19 protein-coding genes are annotated in these 19,975 nt (G+C 34.7%); 2 read left to right on the top strand and 17 right to left on the bottom strand.

Annotation, left to right across the window (positions count from 1 at the left end):
- Window positions 1–36 precede the first annotated feature (36 nt).
- Window positions 37–903 carry an NmrA family NAD(P)-binding protein gene (locus tag QYS48_RS10365; protein ID WP_308355850.1) on the bottom strand — a complete coding sequence of 289 codons (867 nt, stop codon included), beginning with the start codon at window positions 901–903 and terminating at the stop codon, window positions 37–39.
- A 165-nt stretch (window positions 904–1,068) separates the two neighbouring features.
- Window positions 1,069–1,713 carry an NAD(P)H-binding protein gene (locus tag QYS48_RS10360; protein ID WP_308355849.1) on the bottom strand — a complete coding sequence of 215 codons (645 nt, stop codon included), beginning with the start codon at window positions 1,711–1,713 and terminating at the stop codon, window positions 1,069–1,071.
- An 85-nt stretch (window positions 1,714–1,798) separates the two neighbouring features.
- Here QYS48_RS10360 and QYS48_RS10355 point away from each other — a divergent pair, with 85 nt between their 5' ends.
- Window positions 1,799–2,125, top strand: coding sequence for a helix-turn-helix domain-containing protein (locus QYS48_RS10355; RefSeq protein ID WP_302101934.1), 327 nt, complete (start codon window positions 1,799–1,801; stop codon window positions 2,123–2,125).
- Between the two features lie 366 nt (window positions 2,126–2,491).
- Here QYS48_RS10355 and QYS48_RS10350 read toward each other — a convergent pair whose 3' ends face one another.
- From QYS48_RS10350 to QYS48_RS10340, 3 genes are all read right to left on the bottom strand, one after another.
- Window positions 2,492–3,184 (bottom strand): alpha/beta hydrolase, encoded by a 693-nt coding sequence (locus tag QYS48_RS10350; protein ID WP_308355848.1) that lies wholly within the window; start codon window positions 3,182–3,184, stop codon window positions 2,492–2,494.
- A 416-nt stretch (window positions 3,185–3,600) separates the two neighbouring features.
- Window positions 3,601–4,320 carry a YdcF family protein gene (locus QYS48_RS10345; protein ID WP_308355847.1) on the bottom strand — a complete coding sequence of 240 codons (720 nt, stop codon included), beginning with the start codon at window positions 4,318–4,320 and terminating at the stop codon, window positions 3,601–3,603.
- A 96-nt stretch (window positions 4,321–4,416) separates the two neighbouring features.
- Window positions 4,417–4,890 carry a GNAT family N-acetyltransferase gene (locus QYS48_RS10340; protein ID WP_308355846.1) on the bottom strand — a complete coding sequence of 158 codons (474 nt, stop codon included), beginning with the start codon at window positions 4,888–4,890 and terminating at the stop codon, window positions 4,417–4,419.
- 218 nt (window positions 4,891–5,108) lie between these two features.
- On the opposite strand from QYS48_RS10340, the gene QYS48_RS10335 reads away from it, so the two are divergent.
- The gene (locus tag QYS48_RS10335) at window positions 5,109–5,315 is read left to right on the top strand and encodes a hypothetical protein (protein ID WP_308355845.1); all 207 of its coding nucleotides are present in this window, start codon (window positions 5,109–5,111) and stop codon (window positions 5,313–5,315) included.
- A gap of 38 nt (window positions 5,316–5,353) precedes the next feature.
- Here the strand turns inward: QYS48_RS10335 and QYS48_RS10330 are convergent, their stop codons facing one another.
- From QYS48_RS10330 to QYS48_RS10275, 12 genes are all read right to left on the bottom strand, one after another.
- Window positions 5,354–5,803 carry a KTSC domain-containing protein gene (locus tag QYS48_RS10330; protein WP_302101942.1) on the bottom strand — a complete coding sequence of 150 codons (450 nt, stop codon included), beginning with the start codon at window positions 5,801–5,803 and terminating at the stop codon, window positions 5,354–5,356.
- Between the two features lie 151 nt (window positions 5,804–5,954).
- A complete protein-coding gene (locus QYS48_RS10325; protein ID WP_308355844.1) occupies window positions 5,955–6,527 on the bottom strand; it encodes a hypothetical protein in 573 nt (190 codons plus the stop codon).
- A gap of 307 nt (window positions 6,528–6,834) precedes the next feature.
- Window positions 6,835–10,026 carry a type I restriction endonuclease subunit R gene (locus QYS48_RS10320; protein ID WP_308355843.1) on the bottom strand — a complete coding sequence of 1,064 codons (3,192 nt, stop codon included), beginning with the start codon at window positions 10,024–10,026 and terminating at the stop codon, window positions 6,835–6,837.
- 179 nt (window positions 10,027–10,205) lie between these two features.
- Window positions 10,206–10,688, bottom strand: a complete 483-nt coding sequence (locus QYS48_RS10315) for a Fic family protein (protein ID WP_369592740.1) — start codon at window positions 10,686–10,688, stop codon at window positions 10,206–10,208.
- Window positions 10,689–10,921: 233 nt separating this feature from the next.
- The gene (locus QYS48_RS10310) at window positions 10,922–11,209 is read right to left on the bottom strand and encodes a helix-turn-helix transcriptional regulator (RefSeq protein ID WP_302101948.1); all 288 of its coding nucleotides are present in this window, start codon (window positions 11,207–11,209) and stop codon (window positions 10,922–10,924) included.
- Between the two features lie 111 nt (window positions 11,210–11,320).
- Window positions 11,321–12,319, bottom strand: coding sequence for a virulence RhuM family protein (locus tag QYS48_RS10305; RefSeq protein ID WP_308355842.1), 999 nt, complete (start codon window positions 12,317–12,319; stop codon window positions 11,321–11,323).
- Window positions 12,320–12,576: 257 nt separating this feature from the next.
- Window positions 12,577–12,978, bottom strand: a complete 402-nt coding sequence (locus QYS48_RS10300) for a GxxExxY protein (RefSeq protein WP_308355841.1) — start codon at window positions 12,976–12,978, stop codon at window positions 12,577–12,579.
- Between the two features lie 332 nt (window positions 12,979–13,310).
- Window positions 13,311–13,472 (bottom strand): hypothetical protein, encoded by a 162-nt coding sequence (locus tag QYS48_RS10295; protein ID WP_308355840.1) that lies wholly within the window; start codon window positions 13,470–13,472, stop codon window positions 13,311–13,313.
- Window positions 13,473–13,476: 4 nt separating this feature from the next.
- Complete coding sequence (locus QYS48_RS10290) at window positions 13,477–14,421, bottom strand: hypothetical protein (protein WP_302101952.1); 945 nt, start codon at window positions 14,419–14,421, stop codon at window positions 13,477–13,479.
- Complete coding sequence (locus QYS48_RS10285; RefSeq protein WP_308355839.1) at window positions 14,414–16,840, bottom strand: hypothetical protein; 2,427 nt, start codon at window positions 16,838–16,840, stop codon at window positions 14,414–14,416. The genes QYS48_RS10290 and QYS48_RS10285 overlap by 8 nt, the downstream gene beginning before the upstream one ends.
- Before the next feature lie 70 nt (window positions 16,841–16,910).
- Entirely contained in the window at window positions 16,911–18,269 is a 1,359-nt protein-coding gene (locus tag QYS48_RS10280) for a restriction endonuclease subunit S (RefSeq protein ID WP_308355838.1), read from the bottom strand.
- Window positions 18,259–19,815: a class I SAM-dependent DNA methyltransferase gene (locus QYS48_RS10275; RefSeq protein WP_308355837.1), complete on the bottom strand. Its 1,557-nt coding sequence runs from the start codon at window positions 19,813–19,815 to the stop codon at window positions 18,259–18,261. The genes QYS48_RS10280 and QYS48_RS10275 overlap by 11 nt, the downstream gene beginning before the upstream one ends.
- Window positions 19,816–19,975 lie beyond the last annotated feature (160 nt).

Genomic DNA, 19,975 nt, shown 5'->3' with positions numbered 1-19,975 from the left:
CTAAAAAGATTAAAATTGGCGATTAAAGTTAAATAGTTATTTAAATTGTTCTTTATTCCTCTTAACAAAGCCAAGGAAGCTTTCAGGCTTTTTTCCACTTATCTTCAAAACAGAATCACTTATTTCCGGAGTTGTTTGAAATCTTGGGAAATAGTGTAGCATAATCATTACAAATATCAGCATAGTAGGCACTTTCTCCTTCCTTTTTCTAAAAAAGAAAGAGAGCAAGTTGGGGGATATGAATATAATATTTTGACCTGTCACTTGATTGATTTGACTTACCATTTCTCCAAAAGTCAATTTTTCACTATTGGTTAAATCATAAGCTTTATTTTGATGCATTTCTGGATTTTGCAATATTTTAGCTCCTACTAGACCGATATCGTTTACATCTACAAGGGTGAACTTCGCATTACCCGCTGGTAAGTACACCTCCGCTTTTTCAATTATATCCTTCCTTAGGGTGGTAGTAAAGTTTTGCATAAAATAAGCTGGCCTCAAGAAAGTATAGTTAATACCTGAGCCCATTATCATTTTTTCAATTTTATGATGAGGAATAATACTGTTTTTGTCTGCACCCTGAACTGATAGAAATACAATATGTTGAATATCCACTTGAACTGCTGCTTCTATTAAAGGCTTAAAATATTTTTTCGTATCGGATATTTGAGGTGGTCTCAATAAAAACAAAACGTCCACACCGCTTAAGTAGTCGTTGAATTGATTGACATTTTCAAAGTCAAACTTCTGAAATTCAAGTGAATGAGACTTTTCAAAAGCGGTACTATCCTTTTCTAAATCTCGAATTCCAGCGATTATTTGTGATTCTATTTTGAGTTCCAATAAAGCCGCTATTGTTGCTTTCCCAATATTTCCGGTGGCACCAGTGATTAAAAGATTCATGATTTTAATTTGATAAATTCTAAAAAATATATTTATAATGCTTCTATAGCTTCAACATAATTCTGAAGAAGCGATTCAGCTTTATAGCTGTTTTATGATGCTGGGCCCTTCATATTGATCAACATATTACTTAAGCTTAAGGGAAAAATATTGATACAAGGTCCATCAATAGCTTACAAAAGGCATCTGTTTATTATACTTTGCAAAATTTTCATCCTTGCACAGCTGGAGAATATAATCGGCTAAATCTTCTCTTCCTATTTTGGTACTTGCATTAACACCGACCCAGCCCACTCGATAATCATCTTTTTTGGGCTCATCTGTCAACCTTGGCCCCCTTACAATAATCCAATCCGTAGCACTATTTTTCAACAATTCGGCATGCTCCACAGCATCATTAAGTATTTTAGGAACCGCCAACTTCATAATGAAACGAATCATCTTGTCCGGGAATTTTGGTTGGTCTTTATCAGGAAAAGGTAGCCCACCACCTGATAGAGAAATAATTTGGTTAACTCCTGCTATTCGCATAGCTTTTATGATATTTTCGGTCCCTTTTGTTTGTAAACCTTCTGGTGATCCTTTTACATGACCGAACAAACTTATTACCATGTCTGTACCACTCACTGTTTTAGTTACATCTTCTGGATTTAAAACATCTCCTTGAATGATTTCTATAATTGATTTTTTAGTTTTGATTTTTTCAGGATTTCGAACCAATGCTTTAATCGAATAGCCTGCGTCAAGTGCTTGTTCTACAAATTTCTCTCCTGTTTTTCCACTCGCTCCAAATACAGCTAATTTCTTCATATCTTTAATTACTCCTTAGTTATTTGCTATTATACCCAATAATTAGGTACTTGTTCAGTAATTATATACACACCTTTTTGTAAGTATGGAAAAAGACATTGCTAAAGTAAGTCCGAGATGCCCTATTAGAACCACGCTTGAATTAGTAGGCGGAAAATGGAAGCTTCTAATTATCATTCAACTAACGCATGAACCGAAACGTTTATCAAAGTTAAAACGGGATATTCCTGACATCAGCGAAAAAATGTTGATACAAGAATTAAAAAATTTAGTGGATAGTGAATTAGTATTCAGAAAAAATTATGGAGAGGTACCCCCTAGAGTAGAATATGAATTAACCAAAAAAGGAAAACTAGCTTTGCCGCTAATAGAACACATGAAAGATTTTGCAGAACAGTATACAGCTCTATAACAATCAAAAAACTATTCTTTTCATGTTTATTGATTAAGACTCTCCTCCAATAAAATCATCTAATTCTGTCCTAATTCAACATATGGGAGTTGAAATTATATGCTTCCATATCAACACAGACAATTCCACTTCTTCCTACATTTATGTATTATTACATCTATAATGTGAAAGATATAGAAAAGCTGATCTGCAATTAGGGGGTAATTTGCTACATTTTATTACTTCATCGCATAATTTTCTCTAATGAATAATCGCAAGAGAACGCTAAAAGAGCAGCAAAATTTCTATTTGATTAAAACAGTGAACAAGAGAGCTCAGCATTTAGAGTTAGCCCTACAAAATTACCACTAATTCTATTTTGACCTCTTACTTAAAAAATTGCAAGATAGCTTCAGAAAGCAAGTCTGCATTTACTCTTTCAATAGGATGCTTCGTTTTGGGGAACACCTGCATTTGACCATTCTGAAGTGCTTTGTAAAATGCATTCGTTTCCTCCAAACTCACCATATGGTCTTGATCGCCTAAGCCTAACCTTACCGGAAGTTCTAACTTATTCACATTGGCGGTATTTAGTAAAGGATGACTTCCTAAATCAAACATCATTTCAGCTGTTTGAGTACATAGGGCTGACCAATTTTCAGCATGTTGAGATTTCAAATGCTCTGCAAACTGAGGTACTTTCTCCTGAATTTTCTCTGGATCTAACATCTTCACTTCCTGCTTAGCTTGTTCTGCTTTCCAGTCGAGCTTAGTACCCAAAGTCATGATTCTATTAAATAAATCCGGCTTTTGCAAGGCAAGTGCTAGTGCGACATATCCACCCATACTGAATCCAAAAACAGCTGCATTAGAAATATTATCCTTCGTTAAAATCGATTCCAAATCATCCACTAGATCTTGCATTCTAAAGCCGTTGCCACCCTCGGCTCTACTGCCGTGCCATTTAAAATCAGGAGTGATGAGATTGAAATGCTTTTCCAATTTCGGAATTAAAAATTCGAAAGATTTCGAGCTTCCTAAAGCTCCGTGTAATAGAATAAGGGTTGGTTTATTTGCCATAAAACTGTTTCCTTTTTTATTAATTTATCATTTAATTTTCTTCTGATAAAAAAACTAAAACCTGTCAGGTTTTTTCTCCTCTTTATTCCGAAAATGACTACTATTCTACTCTTTTTATTCCGTGAAACCTGACAGGTTTAGAAAATTTTGCTGAACTGCTTTAAAATGAAAACCGTCAGATTAATTCGGCTCAAATAGTTCAAGCGTCCGCTTGGACTTTTCATCTTAAATTATCAGCTTTCAATTGACTACCAAAACCTGTCAGGTTTATATCTGCTCTTTATTCTGAAAATGACTACTATTCCACTCTGTCAATTCCTCGAAATCTGATGGGTTTACTTAATCGCAGTATCTGATATTCTAAACTAGTTCAAGCGTCCGCTTGGACTTAATACCTTAATATAACTGTTTATAAATTACAAATAACCTGCTAGCCAATAAGCGGTATAGCCCATCCATTCTTTAAACAAGGTGTGCCATTTGAATAGAGCATCATCTGAAGGAAGAAACATGGACGGACTAATGAGCTGGTCGTTTGTATAATAAACTGTTGGGTATTCTGTCAATTGAAAGCCTTGCTTTCTAAAGCAGCCTGCCGCCCTGGGCATATGAGAAGCACTGGTAATCAGTAATAAGGGTCTGCTTTTATCAATGAAGTCAGAAGCTAAACGAGCGCTTTCCACTGTATTTCTAGATTGATCTTCAATTTTTACCCGAGCCACAGGAAAATTGATAGATTTCAAATAACCGAGCAGCACTGCAGACTCTTGTAAGTCCTTTCTTAATGCGGTAGCACCTCCTCCTGAAATGTATAGCGTATCGATTATTCCTTGCTCAAAAAGCATGATAGATTGTAAAAGTCGATCCGCGTTCTGATTGAAATAAACTCTATCTTTTGGCTCTTTGAGGGTATTGGTCATCCCTGTGAGTAAAACTCCATAGGTATAATGCCTGGATTTAATCTGTTGCAAGTCGGCAGGCGGAGACTGATATGCCTTTAGAAAACTATTGGCTAAAAAATCATTGGTAAAAATGACAAATAAGCTAAAGCCCAAAATGGCTAAATATTTTCGGAATTTCCATCTGCGGAAAATGAAAAAAGCTAGCCAAACAAGGCCAATCAAAGTGGCTGGCATTAATAAATAACTTATGGTTTTGGAGAGGATGAAGAACATATTATTTAAAGATTCAACTTTTCCAAAGTTTGGAACTTTGGAAAAGTTATGCCCATTTTATTGATAAATCCTTTTATACTGATCTTGCTTTACAGTACAGTTGATCCATCCTTCATCTAAATCTGCACCAATGGCTTTATAAAATTCAATAGAAGGCTCATTCCAATCCAGCACTTGCCAGGTTGTTAATCTACAATTTAGCTTATCCGCTTCTTCAAGTATAGCATTTAACAATTTTCGACCATAGCCATTTCCTCTTTCTGACTCGGTTACAATTAAATCTTCCAAATACATCACCTTTCCGTTCCAGGTAGAATAGCGGAAATAATATAAGGCTATGCCTACAATTCCATTTTCCGTTTCTGCCACAAACAAACCATAGGCAGGATTATCACCAAAACCATCTTTAATGAGTTCTTCCACATCCACCACTACAGCATCTGGCTCACGTTCGTAAACCGCTAATTCCTGGATTAACTCTAAAGTTCTTGGGATATCTTTTTCGCTTGCTCTTCTTATTATAATGCTCATAAGGCTAAAATTAACTATTAATAAACTGAACCACAAAAGAGACAAAAGAAAACAAAAGTTTTTCAGCTAAGCTGGAAATAAATTGACAGTTGACAAAAATCAAGCGCTTATCCCAACTCAATTGAAAATGACATTAGAAAAAGGACTAAAAATTTACTACCTTAAATCTCATAGAACTCAAATCAACCAAAAGACGTTTTAACTAAATATTATATTATATGAGTACCCACGAAGGGTTTCAAAAGAAAATTAATAAAAGTTTGACCCAAATGGATGCTAAAATCTCATTTTTAAATGAAGGGGTAAAAGGTTTGGGTGAAGCTTTTAAAGAATTTGAAGCTGATATTACCGAATTTATGGCTTTCTCTGCTGAAAGTTATGCAGACCATGAGAAAAGAATAAAAAAACTAGAGCAGAAACTCTGATTTCGTAAATCAATTCTCACGCGGTCAGCTGTATTTCCTTAAGCCATCTCCATAGCCTTCTTAGATTTTCTGTATAAGAAATTCTGGAAGATATTTCTTTTGGCAAATCGGTAGGGTTTATCAGCATTACAAAGCTTTTGATAGACATTCTTATTCACACCAAAATATTCGTAAGTCGTTCCGTCTAAAAAGCTAACCTCTAACAATAATCCCTTATGTCTGAAATCCAAAATATTTGATTCGGTAGTAGTTTTGGTATACTCTTCCAAATTAGCCTTATGGGTTTCAGGTGCAATACTTATTAAGAAATGATAGCCATCAATGATCTGCTGACTTTTGATCTCCGCCTCTTCAGCTTTGGGATCGCCAGCTTGAAATTTATCGGGATGCCATTCTTTTACTAAATTTCTATAGGTGGTTTTTAATTGCTTCAGGTCGATTGGGCCTTCTACATTAAATAACTTTTTGTATTCTTTAATACGCTTCATAAAGGTGCTTTCTAAAATGGAGCGCAAAGGTAGTTAAATTAAGCTTGTAAATAGCTGTTGATGAAAAATATAGCGATCAACAAGGTGGCAAAACAAACCTGTCAGGTTTCCAAAACCTAACAGGTCTCAGCAGTAATACAGTTAGCTTCGCTTAAAACTCATTCGCAATCTCGATCATCTTCATATAATCTTGCACTAACTCTTTATTCAGTTTTTTAGCCTCAATTTTACTAAGCAATAATTTTAACTGCTGTACTGCCGCCATACGATCATCCAGTTCATCATCATCTATGCAATTAATTAAATCAATACAAGCATCATATTTAATCGCACTGCTTTCAGGCAATAACTCCACCCCCGTCATTAAGGATTGCAAACTCACTTTTTGACCATGACTGTCTCTTAAGAAATTGGAAATATCGATGATGAGGTTCTCTTGAGAAGTGGTTTTGAAATTAGGCAATTGCTCTTGAATGATAGCCGGAGCTTTTTCCTTTGCGAAAGTTGTGTCAATGCCTGGTGGTTGATCAAAATAGCCAACCAATAAGCCCATTACCAAATGAAAGGGATTTAAACTTACCTGCTCTTTTTGATCAAATTTTGCTTTTTCCTCGGCTGTTAAAAAATAAGGCAAGCTAAAATCTTCAGAAGCTTTTAAGTGCTTTCCTAAATCCGAATTTTGTTCGAAATGCTTCCAGATGACAGCATATTTTTCTGAGCTCATGCGATTATCATGTTTTATAAAACCTGCCTGCAAAACTGCAAGCTTTTTTAGGGGATTGCAAAAAGAATTTATTTTCTAAATTAAATAGGTATTGCCTTCATTATGAGAAATGAAGTAATTTCTGTTAATATCAGCCGACAAAACCTTTCAGGTTTGTATTGGCAGTTATGTAGAAATAGTAATAAAATCACTCTGATTGATTTAAGAAACCTCCAAGGATTAATCAGTAAATGCAAAAAAGAAATCTAAAAATTTCATTATTGACCTCAACTCCTTTTAAAAGGATTCAAATTTATTTTTAAGAAAATTAGTTATACTTCTTAAAATTCTCAGCTTGCTCAAAAATCTCCTGATATACTTCATCTCGGTCTACTGGTGGATAATCATTTTCACCTAATAGGACTACCAGGTTTGCTTTGAGCTCTGCTTTTATATCATCCCTTTTGTTCCAATCGGTATATTTGGCTTTGTCATCAACTAAGCCTTTTACTTCTTCGGATAAGGGAATAAGTTTATCTTCTGGATATTCAAAGTCGTATTTATTAGCCAGCTGCTTTAAGATGTCATAGAAAGCTTTTGCCTCAAAACTAATCCCTAACTCATCACCCGAAGCAAAGGCAGCTTTCATATCCAAAATCATATTGGTTAACTGCTCAGACATATCATCATATACTTTACCCTCGAATTCGGTAGTTTCTCTTCGCTCGTTATATTGATCAACTAATGATTGAAATTTTTTACTGAAATCTATGCCCTTTGCACGATTGGTTTTCTTAAACTCTTCAATGGCTTTTTTAAGCAATTGCTGCAAAAGCTTGATCTTAGTGTTGGGCAGCTTTACACCATTGATTTTATCTAAATAGTCGCTATCAAATAAATCAATTTGAGTGGCTTTTTCATCTCCCAATTGGTAAATCTCCTGAACACCATCGCTTTTTATTGCTTGTTGAATAAGGTCTTTTACTTTCTTGTTCATCTGAGCAGTATCAGGAGCATTTCCTTTAGTCAACTTATGGATGATGGAACGAACTGCTAAATAGAAATGAATTTGATCTCTTCTGTCTTCACCTAATTCCTCAGAACCTACGCAAACATCATAAGCGGCTTTCAGTCTTTTGACCAATTCCATAAAGCGCTTTTCCTGCTGATTAGTTTGCATAGCAAAATCAGCTGCTCGCTTCAGGCAATCTAATCTTTCTGTAGGATTTCCCTGATAGTATAAGCTGGCATCAAAATGATGGAACATTTTTTCCAGCACATTTAAATAATCCTTTACGGCTATAATACTTTGATCAATGTCTTCAAAGCTATCTCCTTCTAATTTGGAATACATGGCTAATGCCTGATTCATTTTGGATTTTATGCCTATATAATCTACTACCAAGCCTTTGTTTTTACCTTCATAATTTCGGTTTACTCGAGAGATAGTTTGTATTAAAGAATGCTTTTGTATGGGCTTATCGATATAAATAGTATCCAGAAAAGGGACATCAAATCCTGTTAACCACATATCTACCACTATGGCAATCTTGAAATTCGATTTTGCTTCTTTGAATTGTCGGTCTAATTCTGATTTGTATTCTTTAGTTCCTAACAATTCATAGAGATCATCATCGTCTTCCTTATTTCGAGTCATCACCATTTTTACTTTTTCAATGGCTTTAATCTCTTTTTCCTCTCCTTCTTCCAGTTCTGCTCCTGGGGCTGCTGTTCTAATTTCTCCCCAGTCAGGTCGTAAGCTGATGAGTTCCTGATAAAAAGCATAGGCAATTTTCCGACTACTACAAACAAACATGGCTTTACCCAAGACGGTGGATCCTTCTTCAACACGCTTTTCATAATGTTGCACGAAATCTTCTGCTACAGCTCGAATTCGATCAGGGTCACCAATAATGGCATTCATTTTAGCATTCGCTTTTTTGGATTCCTCTACCTGATATTCATTGGCTCCTGCCTCTGCAGCTTCATCATAATACTTTTCAATCTCTTGAAGTTTTTCATTATCCAAAAGCACTTTAGCAGCTCGACCTTCATACACTATGCGCACGGTAATCTCATCGGTGACAGACTCTCTCATGGTGTAAGCATCTACCACAGGACCAAATACATCGATTGTAGCATCAATTGGAGTTCCCGTGAAGCCAACATAAGTGGCATTAGGTAAAGAGTCATGCAGATACTTTGCAAAGCCATAGCTTTTCTTTGCTCCTTTTTCTGTAATCTTAATCTTTTGATCCAAGTTGACCTGAGAACGGTGTGCTTCATCTGAGATGCAAATGATATTATCTCTTTCTGTAAGCAATTGAGTATCCTCTGTAAACTTGTGAATGGTAGTTAAAAATACTCCACCACTACTTCGTCCTTGCAATAATTCCCGCAAATGTGCTCTGCTTATGACGGATTCAATGCTATTATCACCTACATAAGTTTTAGCTCCTGTAAATTGCTTGGACAATTGATCATCCAAATCCGTTCGGTCGGTGATCACCACTATGGTCGGACTTGAAAGAGCTGTACTGCGCATCAACAAGCGAGTTAGAAAAAGCATGATATAGCTTTTACCACAGCCGGTAGCACCAAAGTAGGTACCACCTTTACCATCACCTAAAGGCCGTTTTTGCTTTTTAATACTTTCAAAAAGTTTTCGAGCAGCATAGTATTGCGGATAACGGCATAATATCTTTTCCTGCTTATGAGATTGATCCGGAATGAGGATGAAATTCCTAATGATATCTTTAAGCCTATCCCTTTCAAACATCCCTAATATTAAAGATCTCATGGAATCAATTCCCTGCATTTCTTCCTGTTCTTCGCCTGTAATTTTACGCCAGGCATAAAAGAATTCTTCTTTAGCGAAAAAAGAACCAGCCTTTGAATTTACCCCATCACTAATCACACAAAAAGCATTGTATTTAAATAGCTCTGGTATATTTCTTCGGTAGGTAACCGTTAATTGCCTGTAGGCATTATGAATGGTAACGTCTTCTTGAATGGCTGTTTTAAATTCAAAAACCACAAGCGGCAATCCGTTGATGTAGAGAATCATATCAGGAATACGCATTTCAGATCCCTGAATGGCTAATTGGTTGACTACTTTATAGCTGTTGTTTGAATCATCTTCATGATCAATGAATTCAATAAATAAGTCTTTCTGTTTGTAATCCTCTCTTTTAAAAATAAACCCATTACTCAATTTTCGCATGAAAGCTTTATTACTTTCATAGAGATCAGAAGCTGGTAGCTTTTCTATTTCTCGAATGATACGCTCTATTTCTATAAGCGTAATACCCTCTTTTTCGTATCGCTTAGCTAAATACTGAGCCAAATCATCTCTAATGAGAACATCTTCTTCCACCACATTGCCATATTGAAGCCTAGGTTCTTTTGCCAATTGGATAGCCTTAGCCTGTCTTAGATCAGAACCATTATGATAGGCATAATCCAGCTTCTGGAATTCATCAATAAAACTTGCTTCAAGTTGGGCTTCGGTGAATTTCATTGTAGGTATTAAAAGAAAACTAAAGATATAAATTTTATAGTAAAACTTTATATCTAGTAGAGGTTAGAGGTAGAACTGCTTAAAATTTGACTCTATTGCCAATTCATGAGTATAGTTTTGCCTGTTTTAAAGATAGTTTAAAGTTTCCGACAAACTCTATTTCCGCATTTTTACAATCATTATCCTTCGCTTTTAAGTGCGCGAAGAAAATTTTCACCTTTTTCTGTAAGCTTATATTTTTGTTTGCTGCTTTTAGGTTTTTCGGGAATGGTTAGTCCAATCAACCCTTCTTCAATTGCCGGTTGCAGAAATTCTTTTCTGAAATATTCTCTATCAGATAGGCTGAGCTTATTTTGCAGTTCCTGCCTGCTATGTTCGCCCTTAATCACCTCCAATAGTTTTTCAACTTGCGGGGTAACTTGCGGGGTGACTTGCGGGGTGACTTTCTCCTTGGCTGGAAATATCATCCGCAAAAAGTTTTCGGAAAATTGGCAACATTCCTTTCCATACGTCTCCAAAATACGGGGAATTCGGGAACCCAATTGCTCCACCATTTCCAAGTCCTTATAAATGCGCATTAATTCATTATTTCGAGGAATAGAATAACCCTCAAAAAATTCTTCCTTGCTCAATCCCTCTGGCAATGACCCTGCAGAAGTAATCTCAATACCGTCAGCTGGTGAGCGATGATTTGTATTCTATACGGTTAGTTTTGGACATATATTCTAAATTTCACCTATCACTTAAAAAAGAGGAAGGTGAATTATTTTTATTAATATAAATATGATGTTTTAACGAAGATTAAGCAATGAAATCGGACTTTTCGGTTATTGTAAATGTCCAGTTTTTTAGTTAAAAAACTGGACATTTTTCATTTTCGAATTGAGTTATCTAACTATTTCACAAGCAACCTAATACCAAGAACTTCCTGTAGTTTAAAGATTGTACTCAAGCTTAGGTTTTCATTGCCTTTCACAATTTGGCTTACGTACTGCTTACTTAGCCCTAATTGTTCTGCAAGCCATGCTTGGCTTTCCCCTAAATCATCCAAAACTTCAAGCACAGAAAATGAAATATCTGCTGATTTATCTAACCAAGCTTCATTTTCCAATTGGTAGTTCAGCTTTTCCTTCCAGTTGGAAGGCTTTGATAATGTAGATAATTTTTCGCTTGCGGTATTCATGTTGTTCTCTTGTCTTTAACTATAATTTTATGGTGGACTATAAAACCAAATTAGTAGTTTAATTAGAAAATTAAAAATCATAGTATTCCTGAAATCATTTTAAATCATAGTTTAAGACTTTTTCATTTTTTTAATATCATCCTCCAATTCTTTTAGGCTGGCTTCTTTTTCTATGATTTTCTGTTTCTTTTTAAATTTCTTATACTCTTCATCAGATTTTTTCAAAGCCATTTTATGCGATATTTTACCTGCATGGGTAAGCAACTCCCTGCCGTTTAATTGTAAAATGCTATCTAGGCGCTCTATCCAATCTTTCATATACATGGGTGTTTGCTGCTGTGCCATGGTTTCAGCAAATGCTAAATATTGCTCCACCAGCAAACCCAATAGCTTCATTTCATCTTCTTCCAGATAGTTTTTTGCAATACTTACCTCTGCTTTTTTAATGGCGACTTGCTGTTTTTTGTCATAAGAAAGCATTCCCATTAAAGGCAAACTGGCATCCACTCTCCTATACACCAATTCAGCTGCAGTTTGCTGACTGATGGCCCAAAGCAATTTGTTTTGTACGATTTTGAAAAACTCAATGGTTTTTTCGTCTTTTGGGTCATAATCTATACTGGTGGCGTAAATGTCTTTAATTTTTTGGTAGAAGAATTTCTCTGAAAGGCGTATCTCCCGAATACGCTCTTGCAGTTCATTGAAATAATTCATTGAATTACCCGACTTAAAGCGATCATCATTCAGAGCAAAGCCTTTGACGATGTATTCTTTCAAACGCTGAGTTGCCCAAATACGGAATTGTGTACCCTGAACAGATTTTACCCGATAACCTACTGATATAATTACATCAAGATTGTAGTGGTCAATGTCTCTTTCCACTTCACGACTGCCTTCCATTCGAACCTGTCGGAATTTCCGACAAGTTCGATTCTGCTCTAATTCGCCTTCTTCAAACACGTTGGCAATATGCTCTGCCACTGTGCTTCTACCTTTACCAAACAAAGTAGCCATTTGGTCTTGGGTCAACCAAACTGTTTCTTCCTGCAAGACAACATCTATCTTAATATTGCCTTCTTGATTTTTGTATAGGAGGATTTCGCTTTCCATAATTTTGTAGCCTTTATTGATTTTGACATCCAAAGGCCTTTAACTTTAATTGGCTATATTGATGATAGTCTATGAAAAGCAAATTAATGGTTTAATTATAAATGAAAAAATCACCCACTGTATAATCTATGATTTTTGTGATTTTTTTGTTGGGCTATAATGGCCATGAATCATAGTATTCTTTTAATCATTTCAAATCATAGTTGAAGACTATTAGGCTATGAAATGCATAACCCAATTATTAAGCTAAAGGTAAATTATGCACGTTTACCAGGCTTCATTACTCGCTTAAACTGTAAGGAAGTGTTGCCAAAATTGATTAACAACCCAATTTCAAGTCCATAAGCTTCTAAATAATTAATAGCTTGTGCTAAATGCACATCTTCCAAATCTTTGATGGCTTTTATTTCCACCATAATTTTATCCTCCACAAAAAAATCTACTCTTCTTGTGCCTACATTCTCCCCTTTATAAGTCAACGGCATCTCTAATTCTCTGACATGATTGAGTTTCTGTAAATTTAACTCAATAGATAATGCTCTTTGGTACACCACCTCTTGGAACCCATTACCCATTTGTCGGTGAACTTCCATTGCGCAGCCTATAATTTTTCCTGTTAATTCAGAATTTTCGTAACGACTATTTATTTCTGTTGCCATTTACTTTGACTTTGATGGGTTTTGATTTTATGATGTAATATGATGTTCAAATATTATAAAATTAATCTCAAAACCAAAAATCATAGTGCTCCTCTTTGTCTAAACTATGATTCATGTGATTGTCTGATGGACTATGATGTCTGCATCTAATCATAGTATTCCTTTAATCTAAACTATGATTTTTCTGGTTTCTTGATTGGCTATGATGTTACAGATTCATAGTATTCTTTTTAATCATTTAAATCATAGTTAATGACTTTATGATTGACTGTGATTGTAAAAAAATCATAGTATTCCTCTAATCATTTTAAATCATAGTTGAAGACCATCACCTAAAAAGCATAGATATTAGAAATCACATTCTCATAATGCGGCTGCCTGGCAATTTCTAAGAAGGTTTTGGGTTGTTGCTTTACGGATGGGATTTCATTTGATTTTAAAAAATCACTCAGATCATTAAATAAAATTTCAGATTTTGGTGTTTCCTCAAGCATAATTTCAATTCGATTTAAAGTCAACAACTCTTTCACTTATAAGAGACCTAAACCTATTTAAGTTTTTAAATACATCCGCATATTTTTTTGATTCATTCTCTGGTGTTGATTTAAGTAACTCTTTTAGTGATTCAATAAGATGATCTATTACCTCAATGTCCTTTCTCTGAGAGAATACCATATTTAACTTGGTCTTTTCCGTATCGAGTAACTGTATAAAATCATTTACATTATTGATAAAAAACCTGTTCTTATTAATCAGGTGATCATCCAGACTCTCGCATAATTTAAGAGCTTCAATAACGTCTTCGATTAAGTTGACAACATTAGCATTTATATCCTCTCTATTAATTTTATTAAAATATAGAGGCCACATATTATAAAACCTACCGATAGATGCTTGTAACTTATTATTTGCCTCGTTAATAGATCCTTTCTTTTGTATCTTTAAATATTCTTCAATTTTATTTATACCCTTTGATAAATCTTCTCGATCATTGTTAAATTCACTGAATTGATTTCTAAGGCTATTTACTTCATTATTTAGATTTTGAGTAGATGTTATATTAACCAATACCGGAACAAACACTCCTAACAGCGTCATAAATCCAATACCTACTGCCATATAAAGATTTAATCTATCAATATCTTTATCAATTATACTTTCTGCTCTGTTCGATTCATTTCTAACTTCACTTCTCAACCCATCTATGTGTCTGTTTACTCTTTCCACATCTAGATATGATATTAATAGAATGCTGTCATTTAAATTTCTAAAATTGATATCAAAGGGGTTAGGCCATTTAGGAGACGCCAACTCCTCACTTTTCTCTCTAAACTCTTGTTTGATTTCTTTCAGCTGATTATGTTGAAAGTACCAAAATAAGGATATCAATAAAACCACTAGCGTACAAAAAACTAATAATATAATATTGAGATTTCTAAACATTATGCTCTTCTTTTTTTAGGTTTTGGTCAATATTTTTTGGCAACTCATAGAATAGGTTCCAGAATTCATATTCCCCATCTAATAAGGAAGTTTTTGAAGGCTTATCTTCTGGCTTGAACATTCTACCTACTTTTGTTTCTGTAATTAAGTTTCTTTTCTCCTCACCTAATGCAATTTCTGTAATTGAGTCCATAGCATTTCTAAAAATCACATCGTCATGAGTAAATAAAATAAACTGCAAATCCATTTCAGGAGTATGCTCTTGAAACAGTAGTATTATTTTCGAAAAGAATCTTGAGAAAGAATTTTTATTTACAAAATCACTACTTGAAAATAAATCGTCTAAGACAAACGGCAGATTAACTTGATAGATCTTACGATTAGCTAACGCCAAACTTAGACTTACCATTAGACAAAATAATTTATATCTAAATGTGTTAAAATATCTATCAGGGGTAATTGATTTGCCAGTTTTTTGATCAATTAAAGTAGCAGTAATTATTTCTTTTTCTATTGCCTCATTTTCTATTGGGGTTATAATTTTTTGAATATTGATCTTAATTTCAATATTTTCCTCCTTTAAATAATCTTTCATTATTACTTCAATAGTCCCTTGGAGTGGCTTAAAAGATTCGGAAATTATTTTAGAAAACTCGGAATCATAATAAAGAAAATACTTTTCTAAAGAAGAATTAATTTCTTTAACTTTTTCATATTCATTCCTTGCTAAATCAAGCTGTGCAGGTAAGGTATTTCTTTTGTCTTCAAATCCCTTTATTTGCACCGAAATTGTTTCTATTTCCTTTTTAAGTTGATATTTTTCGTCTAATAGACCATTATCAGCATTTACTTTATTCTGTAAGAAGTCCTCAAAGCTTTTCTTTCTTATATTTAAATAGTCTCTAATACTTTTTATAATCTCTTTTAAATTAAGTTTTTCAATCCAATTTAAAGTCGCTCTAAAATTTTCAAAGTCACTTACTCTTAAACTATTTCTATTTTCATATGATTCCAGCTTTTCGAATAGTTCAAAATCCTCTGCAATTGCAATGAATTTAGGATTTATATATATTTTTTCACCTTTTTCCTGTAGTGGCCTTAGTTCATCAAAATACAAGTCACCTCTCTCGATTGAAACTCTTGAATAAATAAACCTTATCGTTTTAAATAGGTCTAGAAAAAATCGACTGGTTTCCTTGAGTTTTTCAGATAACCTATTCAATAAATATTCTTTACTTTTAATATCCAAAATTCTCTCTTCTACTAATTGTAAAATTTTATCTTGTGAACTATTAGAGTTCTTACAAAAAGGGCAGTCATCGTTCTCATTCATTAGCTGTTTACCTAGTTCTAAGAATGATTTCTCATTAACCAAATTTACATTTGAATTTTTTTCTTCAAATTCAACAAGATGATTTCTATAGTCCTCGATTATCTGCAAATAGAAATCAGCATTTTGAGTAGATTCAAATGAGATTTGAGAGTAATCAAGTAGTTTAGATTTCGATTCATTAGATTTCGCAGGTATTTTAGATTCCCCCTTTTCTAACTGCTCTAATTCAGTTTGAAAATCAAAAAGTTTTTGTTTTGATTCTTTCAATAACTGTTCGTTTTTTGCTAATTCTTTATCTAAACTCTCAAATTCTTTTTTCTCCTTATTTCTTCTATAATTTCTTAAACTTAACAATTGATCCTTTAGAGAAAGAAAATTAGAAAGACCTAATGATCTAGCCGTTATATTATGAAATGAATTACTGTTTTTTTCATTGGGGCCATAATCAACTTGTCCAAATGCGTAGATATCAAAATCACTGATAAAATGATTAGCCGGCTTAAATTTCTGTAGATCCAATTTATTCTTAAAAACTGGATTAGTAAGATTAAATTTTCCTGAGTTGGTAAAAACAGTGCATTCTGGCTTATTTTCACTATTAAACCTTTCCAAATATTCATTAAAGTCCTTTAAGCTAGGAATCTCAGATTGTCTTAATTTCCTTTCACCAATTTCTTGAGAATAGACCATTTCCAGCGCTGCAAATACTGAAGACTTCCCAACTCCATTATTAGCTAAAATAATAGCATTATTATTTTCTCCACCATCTGTAAAATCAATACCAAAAGAAACTCCATCTGAATCTTCTTCAGGGATACCTCTTAGATTACTTAACTGCACACCACGAATTCTAAAATCTTTGCCAAACAGATCCTCCGTAGCATGACTTAAATCCTTATCAGGCTCAATTAGATTTATATTCTCAGGGATATCTTCATATTTAGCCAATATAAATTCAAATAGCTTTTCCTTTGTTTTCTCCTGTGTGAAATTTTCATAATTAGTAGCCAGAAGCAAACCTATTTTGTTATCTGAATTATCTTTAGCTAACTGAAGTAAAAAGGATTTAATGTCGGTTTGTATCATTAGGTTGACTTTATTTTCTTCAATTTATTAAAAAATAAGATTATTTATATGTTTTTAGTACCTTTCATACCTAAGCTCGTACTACAATATTTTCTAACTCAGGCAATCTCAACTCACCAGAAATCAGTTTAGGCAAAAGAGCATCTCTCGTTTGGGAAAGAATTAATAACTCCTTTGAATTTAACTCGATTTTTTCGTCTTGACTTGAAGCTATTTTATGAAAAGCAGATATTATAGATTCAATATTTCCGAAAGCATCAAGACTCTTTAGCTGTTTTTGATTAATACTCCCAAACACAGTACCTCCAGACTCATAGCTATCTAAAATAGCTTTCTTATGCTTCATAAAGTAATAAGTATACGATTTTGACGATGACTTATGTCGAATTGCACATAAGCCTCTTCCAATTGAACAATCATGCAAGGCAATATTTACATCACCTACAGGGGCGCGAACACTCATTAAAGTATCGCCTTCACTAGCAAATCGTTTTGGTTCAGAGCAATAAATTCGATCAGTAGGATATCTGAAACCAAAATCTGCCTTCCCTTGAAAAAATCGCATTCCTTCACCATTTTCATTGTATGTAGAACCAGGGGGAGATTGTCCCATAGTAACATTAAATTCATTTCCAATATTACTCACTTCCCACCCCTCAGGAATCCAGCCATGTTCTTCGGTGAAGGTAAAGCTATCAGGGAAGAGGTCTGCGATTTCAGCAGGGAGTGGTTTTCGTTTGTTGCCTAAAGCTATGCGCTTTTCTGCATTGGCTTGCAGGGGTTCGGGGATTTCATAACCTGCTGTTAAAGCTTTATCAAGTACAGGGTCAAAATCAACAAACCAACTTTTAAATAGGGCTTGTGCCATTTCCTCCAAAGTCTCGTTCATTTTACGGTTGAGCTCGATTTTATCGTCTAAGGTACTGAGAATGTGGGCAATGGCTTTTTGTTCTGAGAGTGGGGGTATTTTAAAATTAAGCTTCTTTATTCCTGATATAGTCAGAGCCTTCTGAGCTGACCCAATCATATTTGAGGTAAGCATAAATTGCCCCGTACTCGATTTTAAAAAATAACTTAGGTAAGTAGAATTCAATTCTGGGGAAAAATTTCTTAACCAGATCAAATTTCCATCTTTAAAATAGAAATCCATATCATTGGGGACTACCCATGAAATTCCAGACCTATTGCCTACTGCAGAAATTAAAATATCCCCCTTACTGGGACTACCAAACTTAGATTTTATTTCAGAATATCTGTCTTCCGATATGTAAAGTTCAGCATTGATTTTTTCTCCTAAAGCTCTATAAATTACTTCTTTTGATCTAAAAAAGGGAATTCCATTTGGGACATAATCTTTTACAAAGATTCTTTTACTTGATAAAACTTCACTATACTCTTCCAATGTTATTTCAAACCAATCACTCCCCATAACCCAACATCTTTAAGTTCTTTCGAATAGCTTCATCCAGCTTTTCTCCTTCTTCCATTTGGGAATAAAGCTGCTTGGATAGATTTTCCATCTTTTCTTCGAAAGGGATACCATCATCTTCTACTTCAGCCATGCCTACATAGCGGCCGGGTGTGAGTACATAGTCGTTCTTTTTAATTTCTTCGAGATCTGCTGCTTTGCAGAAGCCAGCTACATCTTCGTATTCTCCGTCCTTTTCTTCGCCTCTCCAGGCATGATAGGTTTGGGTAATCTTATCAATGTCCTCATCAGTTAATTCTTTATGCACCCTGTCAATCATAGTTCCCATTTCGCGGGCATCTATGAATAAGGTTTCACCCTTTCGGTTTCGGTAACCACGTTCCTTATCTTCCTTTTTATTTTTCGTCATAAACCAAAGACAAACAGGAATCTGGGTGGTATAAAAGAGTTGTCCTGGTAGGGCAATCATACAGTCCACCAAATCATTTTCAATCATGCTTTTACGCAATTCTCCTTCACCGGAGGTATTGGAACTCATAGAGCCATTGGCCAATACAAATCCTGCTGTTCCATTTTCGGAAAGCTTGGAAAGCATGTGCATAATCCAGGCATAGTTGGCGTTTCCTACAGGAGGCACCTCATAGCCTTTCCAGCGGGCATCATCTGTCAGTTCATTCTTATCACGCCAGGCACTTTGGTTAAAAGGTGGGTTGGCCATGATGTAATCTGCTTTTAAATCAGGATGCTGGTCCTTAAAGAAGGTATCAGCAGGTACATCGCCCAAATTGGCAGAAATACCCCTAATGGCCAGATTCATTTTTGCCAGCTTATAGGTAGTCGCTGTATATTCCTGCCCATATACTGAAATATCTTTTTTATTACCATTGTGGTTCTCCACAAACTTGATGGATTGCACAAACATACCCCCAGAACCACAGCAAGGGTCATATATCTTGCCTTTATAAGGCTCCAGCATTTCAGCGATCAGGTTTACTATGCTCTTAGGCGTATAGAATTCTCCACCGCCTTTGCCTTCTGCAGAGGCAAACTTGCCCAAGAAATACTCATAGATGCGGCCAATCACATCTTCCTTTTCATCTAAAAGGGTATCAATATTATTAATGGTATCAAGCAAAGCGGCCAGCTTCTCGCTATCCATATTCAAGCGGGAGAAGTAGTTATCAGGCAAAGCACCTTTTAGGGAAGGGTTGTTTCTTTCTACTATGTGTAAGGCTGAGTCTATCTTTAATGCCAGGTCTTCTTGCTTGGCATTTTCCATGATATAACCCCAGCGTGCTTCAGGAGGCAGGAAGAAGACATTCTTCATATTGTAGAATTCCTTCATCTCAAGGTATTTCTCTTTTCCTTCTTCAATGAGCTCTTCTTTACGCTTATCAAACTTATCAGAAGCAAACTTGAGGAAGATAAGCCCGAGTACTACGTGCTTATATTCTGAGGATTCCACCTTTCCTCTGAGTTTATTGGCGGTTTCCCAGAGTGATTCTTCAATGGATTTTTGATTTTTTGGTGCAGCTTTTTTAGCCATGAACGCTATCTATAAATTTTATGAATTCAATTTAAAGGAAAATGCTGAGAATTGAAGTCAGAAATTACTGTTTTCGATTAGTATAGATGAAATTAGGATTATTGAATTTAAACAAGCGGAAAGTCTTACATAAAAAAAGACCTTTCCATCACAAAGGTCT

Origin of the sequence: Marivirga arenosa (genome assembly GCF_030503895.2) — a bacterium.
Classification (GTDB): Bacteria; Bacteroidota; Bacteroidia; order Cytophagales; family Cyclobacteriaceae; genus Marivirga; species Marivirga arenosa.
Note: the sequence above shows the minus strand (reverse complement) of the source record. Positions and strands in the feature narration are given on the sequence as shown.

Bases quoted from the DNA above. Each gene is read 5' to 3' on its own strand.
- QYS48_RS10365 (WP_308355850.1), bottom strand. From the start codon at position 903: ATGAATCTTTTAATCACTGGTGCCACCGGAAATATTGGGAAAGCAACA.
- QYS48_RS10360 (WP_308355849.1), bottom strand. From the start codon at position 1,713: ATGAAGAAATTAGCTGTATTTGGAGCGAGTGGAAAAACAGGAGAGAAA.
- QYS48_RS10355 (WP_302101934.1), top strand. From the start codon at position 1,799: ATGGAAAAAGACATTGCTAAAGTAAGTCCGAGATGCCCTATTAGAACC.
- QYS48_RS10350 (WP_308355848.1), bottom strand. From the start codon at position 3,184: ATGGCAAATAAACCAACCCTTATTCTATTACACGGAGCTTTAGGAAGC.
- QYS48_RS10345 (WP_308355847.1), bottom strand. From the start codon at position 4,320: ATGCCAGCCACTTTGATTGGCCTTGTTTGGCTAGCTTTTTTCATTTTC.
- QYS48_RS10340 (WP_308355846.1), bottom strand. From the start codon at position 4,890: ATGAGCATTATAATAAGAAGAGCAAGCGAAAAAGATATCCCAAGAACT.
- QYS48_RS10335 (WP_308355845.1), top strand. From the start codon at position 5,109: ATGAGTACCCACGAAGGGTTTCAAAAGAAAATTAATAAAAGTTTGACC.
- QYS48_RS10330 (WP_302101942.1), bottom strand. From the start codon at position 5,803: ATGAAGCGTATTAAAGAATACAAAAAGTTATTTAATGTAGAAGGCCCA.
- QYS48_RS10325 (WP_308355844.1), bottom strand. From the start codon at position 6,527: ATGAGCTCAGAAAAATATGCTGTCATCTGGAAGCATTTCGAACAAAAT.
- QYS48_RS10320 (WP_308355843.1), bottom strand. From the start codon at position 10,026: ATGAAATTCACCGAAGCCCAACTTGAAGCAAGTTTTATTGATGAATTC.
- QYS48_RS10310 (WP_302101948.1), bottom strand. From the start codon at position 11,209: ATGAATACCGCAAGCGAAAAATTATCTACATTATCAAAGCCTTCCAAC.
- QYS48_RS10305 (WP_308355842.1), bottom strand. From the start codon at position 12,319: ATGGAAAGCGAAATCCTCCTATACAAAAATCAAGAAGGCAATATTAAG.
- QYS48_RS10300 (WP_308355841.1), bottom strand. From the start codon at position 12,978: ATGGCAACAGAAATAAATAGTCGTTACGAAAATTCTGAATTAACAGGA.
- QYS48_RS10295 (WP_308355840.1), bottom strand. From the start codon at position 13,472: ATGCTTGAGGAAACACCAAAATCTGAAATTTTATTTAATGATCTGAGT.
- QYS48_RS10290 (WP_302101952.1), bottom strand. From the start codon at position 14,421: ATGTTTAGAAATCTCAATATTATATTATTAGTTTTTTGTACGCTAGTG.
- QYS48_RS10285 (WP_308355839.1), bottom strand. From the start codon at position 16,840: ATGATACAAACCGACATTAAATCCTTTTTACTTCAGTTAGCTAAAGAT.
- QYS48_RS10280 (WP_308355838.1), bottom strand. From the start codon at position 18,269: ATGGGGAGTGATTGGTTTGAAATAACATTGGAAGAGTATAGTGAAGTT.
- QYS48_RS10275 (WP_308355837.1), bottom strand. From the start codon at position 19,815: ATGGCTAAAAAAGCTGCACCAAAAAATCAAAAATCCATTGAAGAATCA.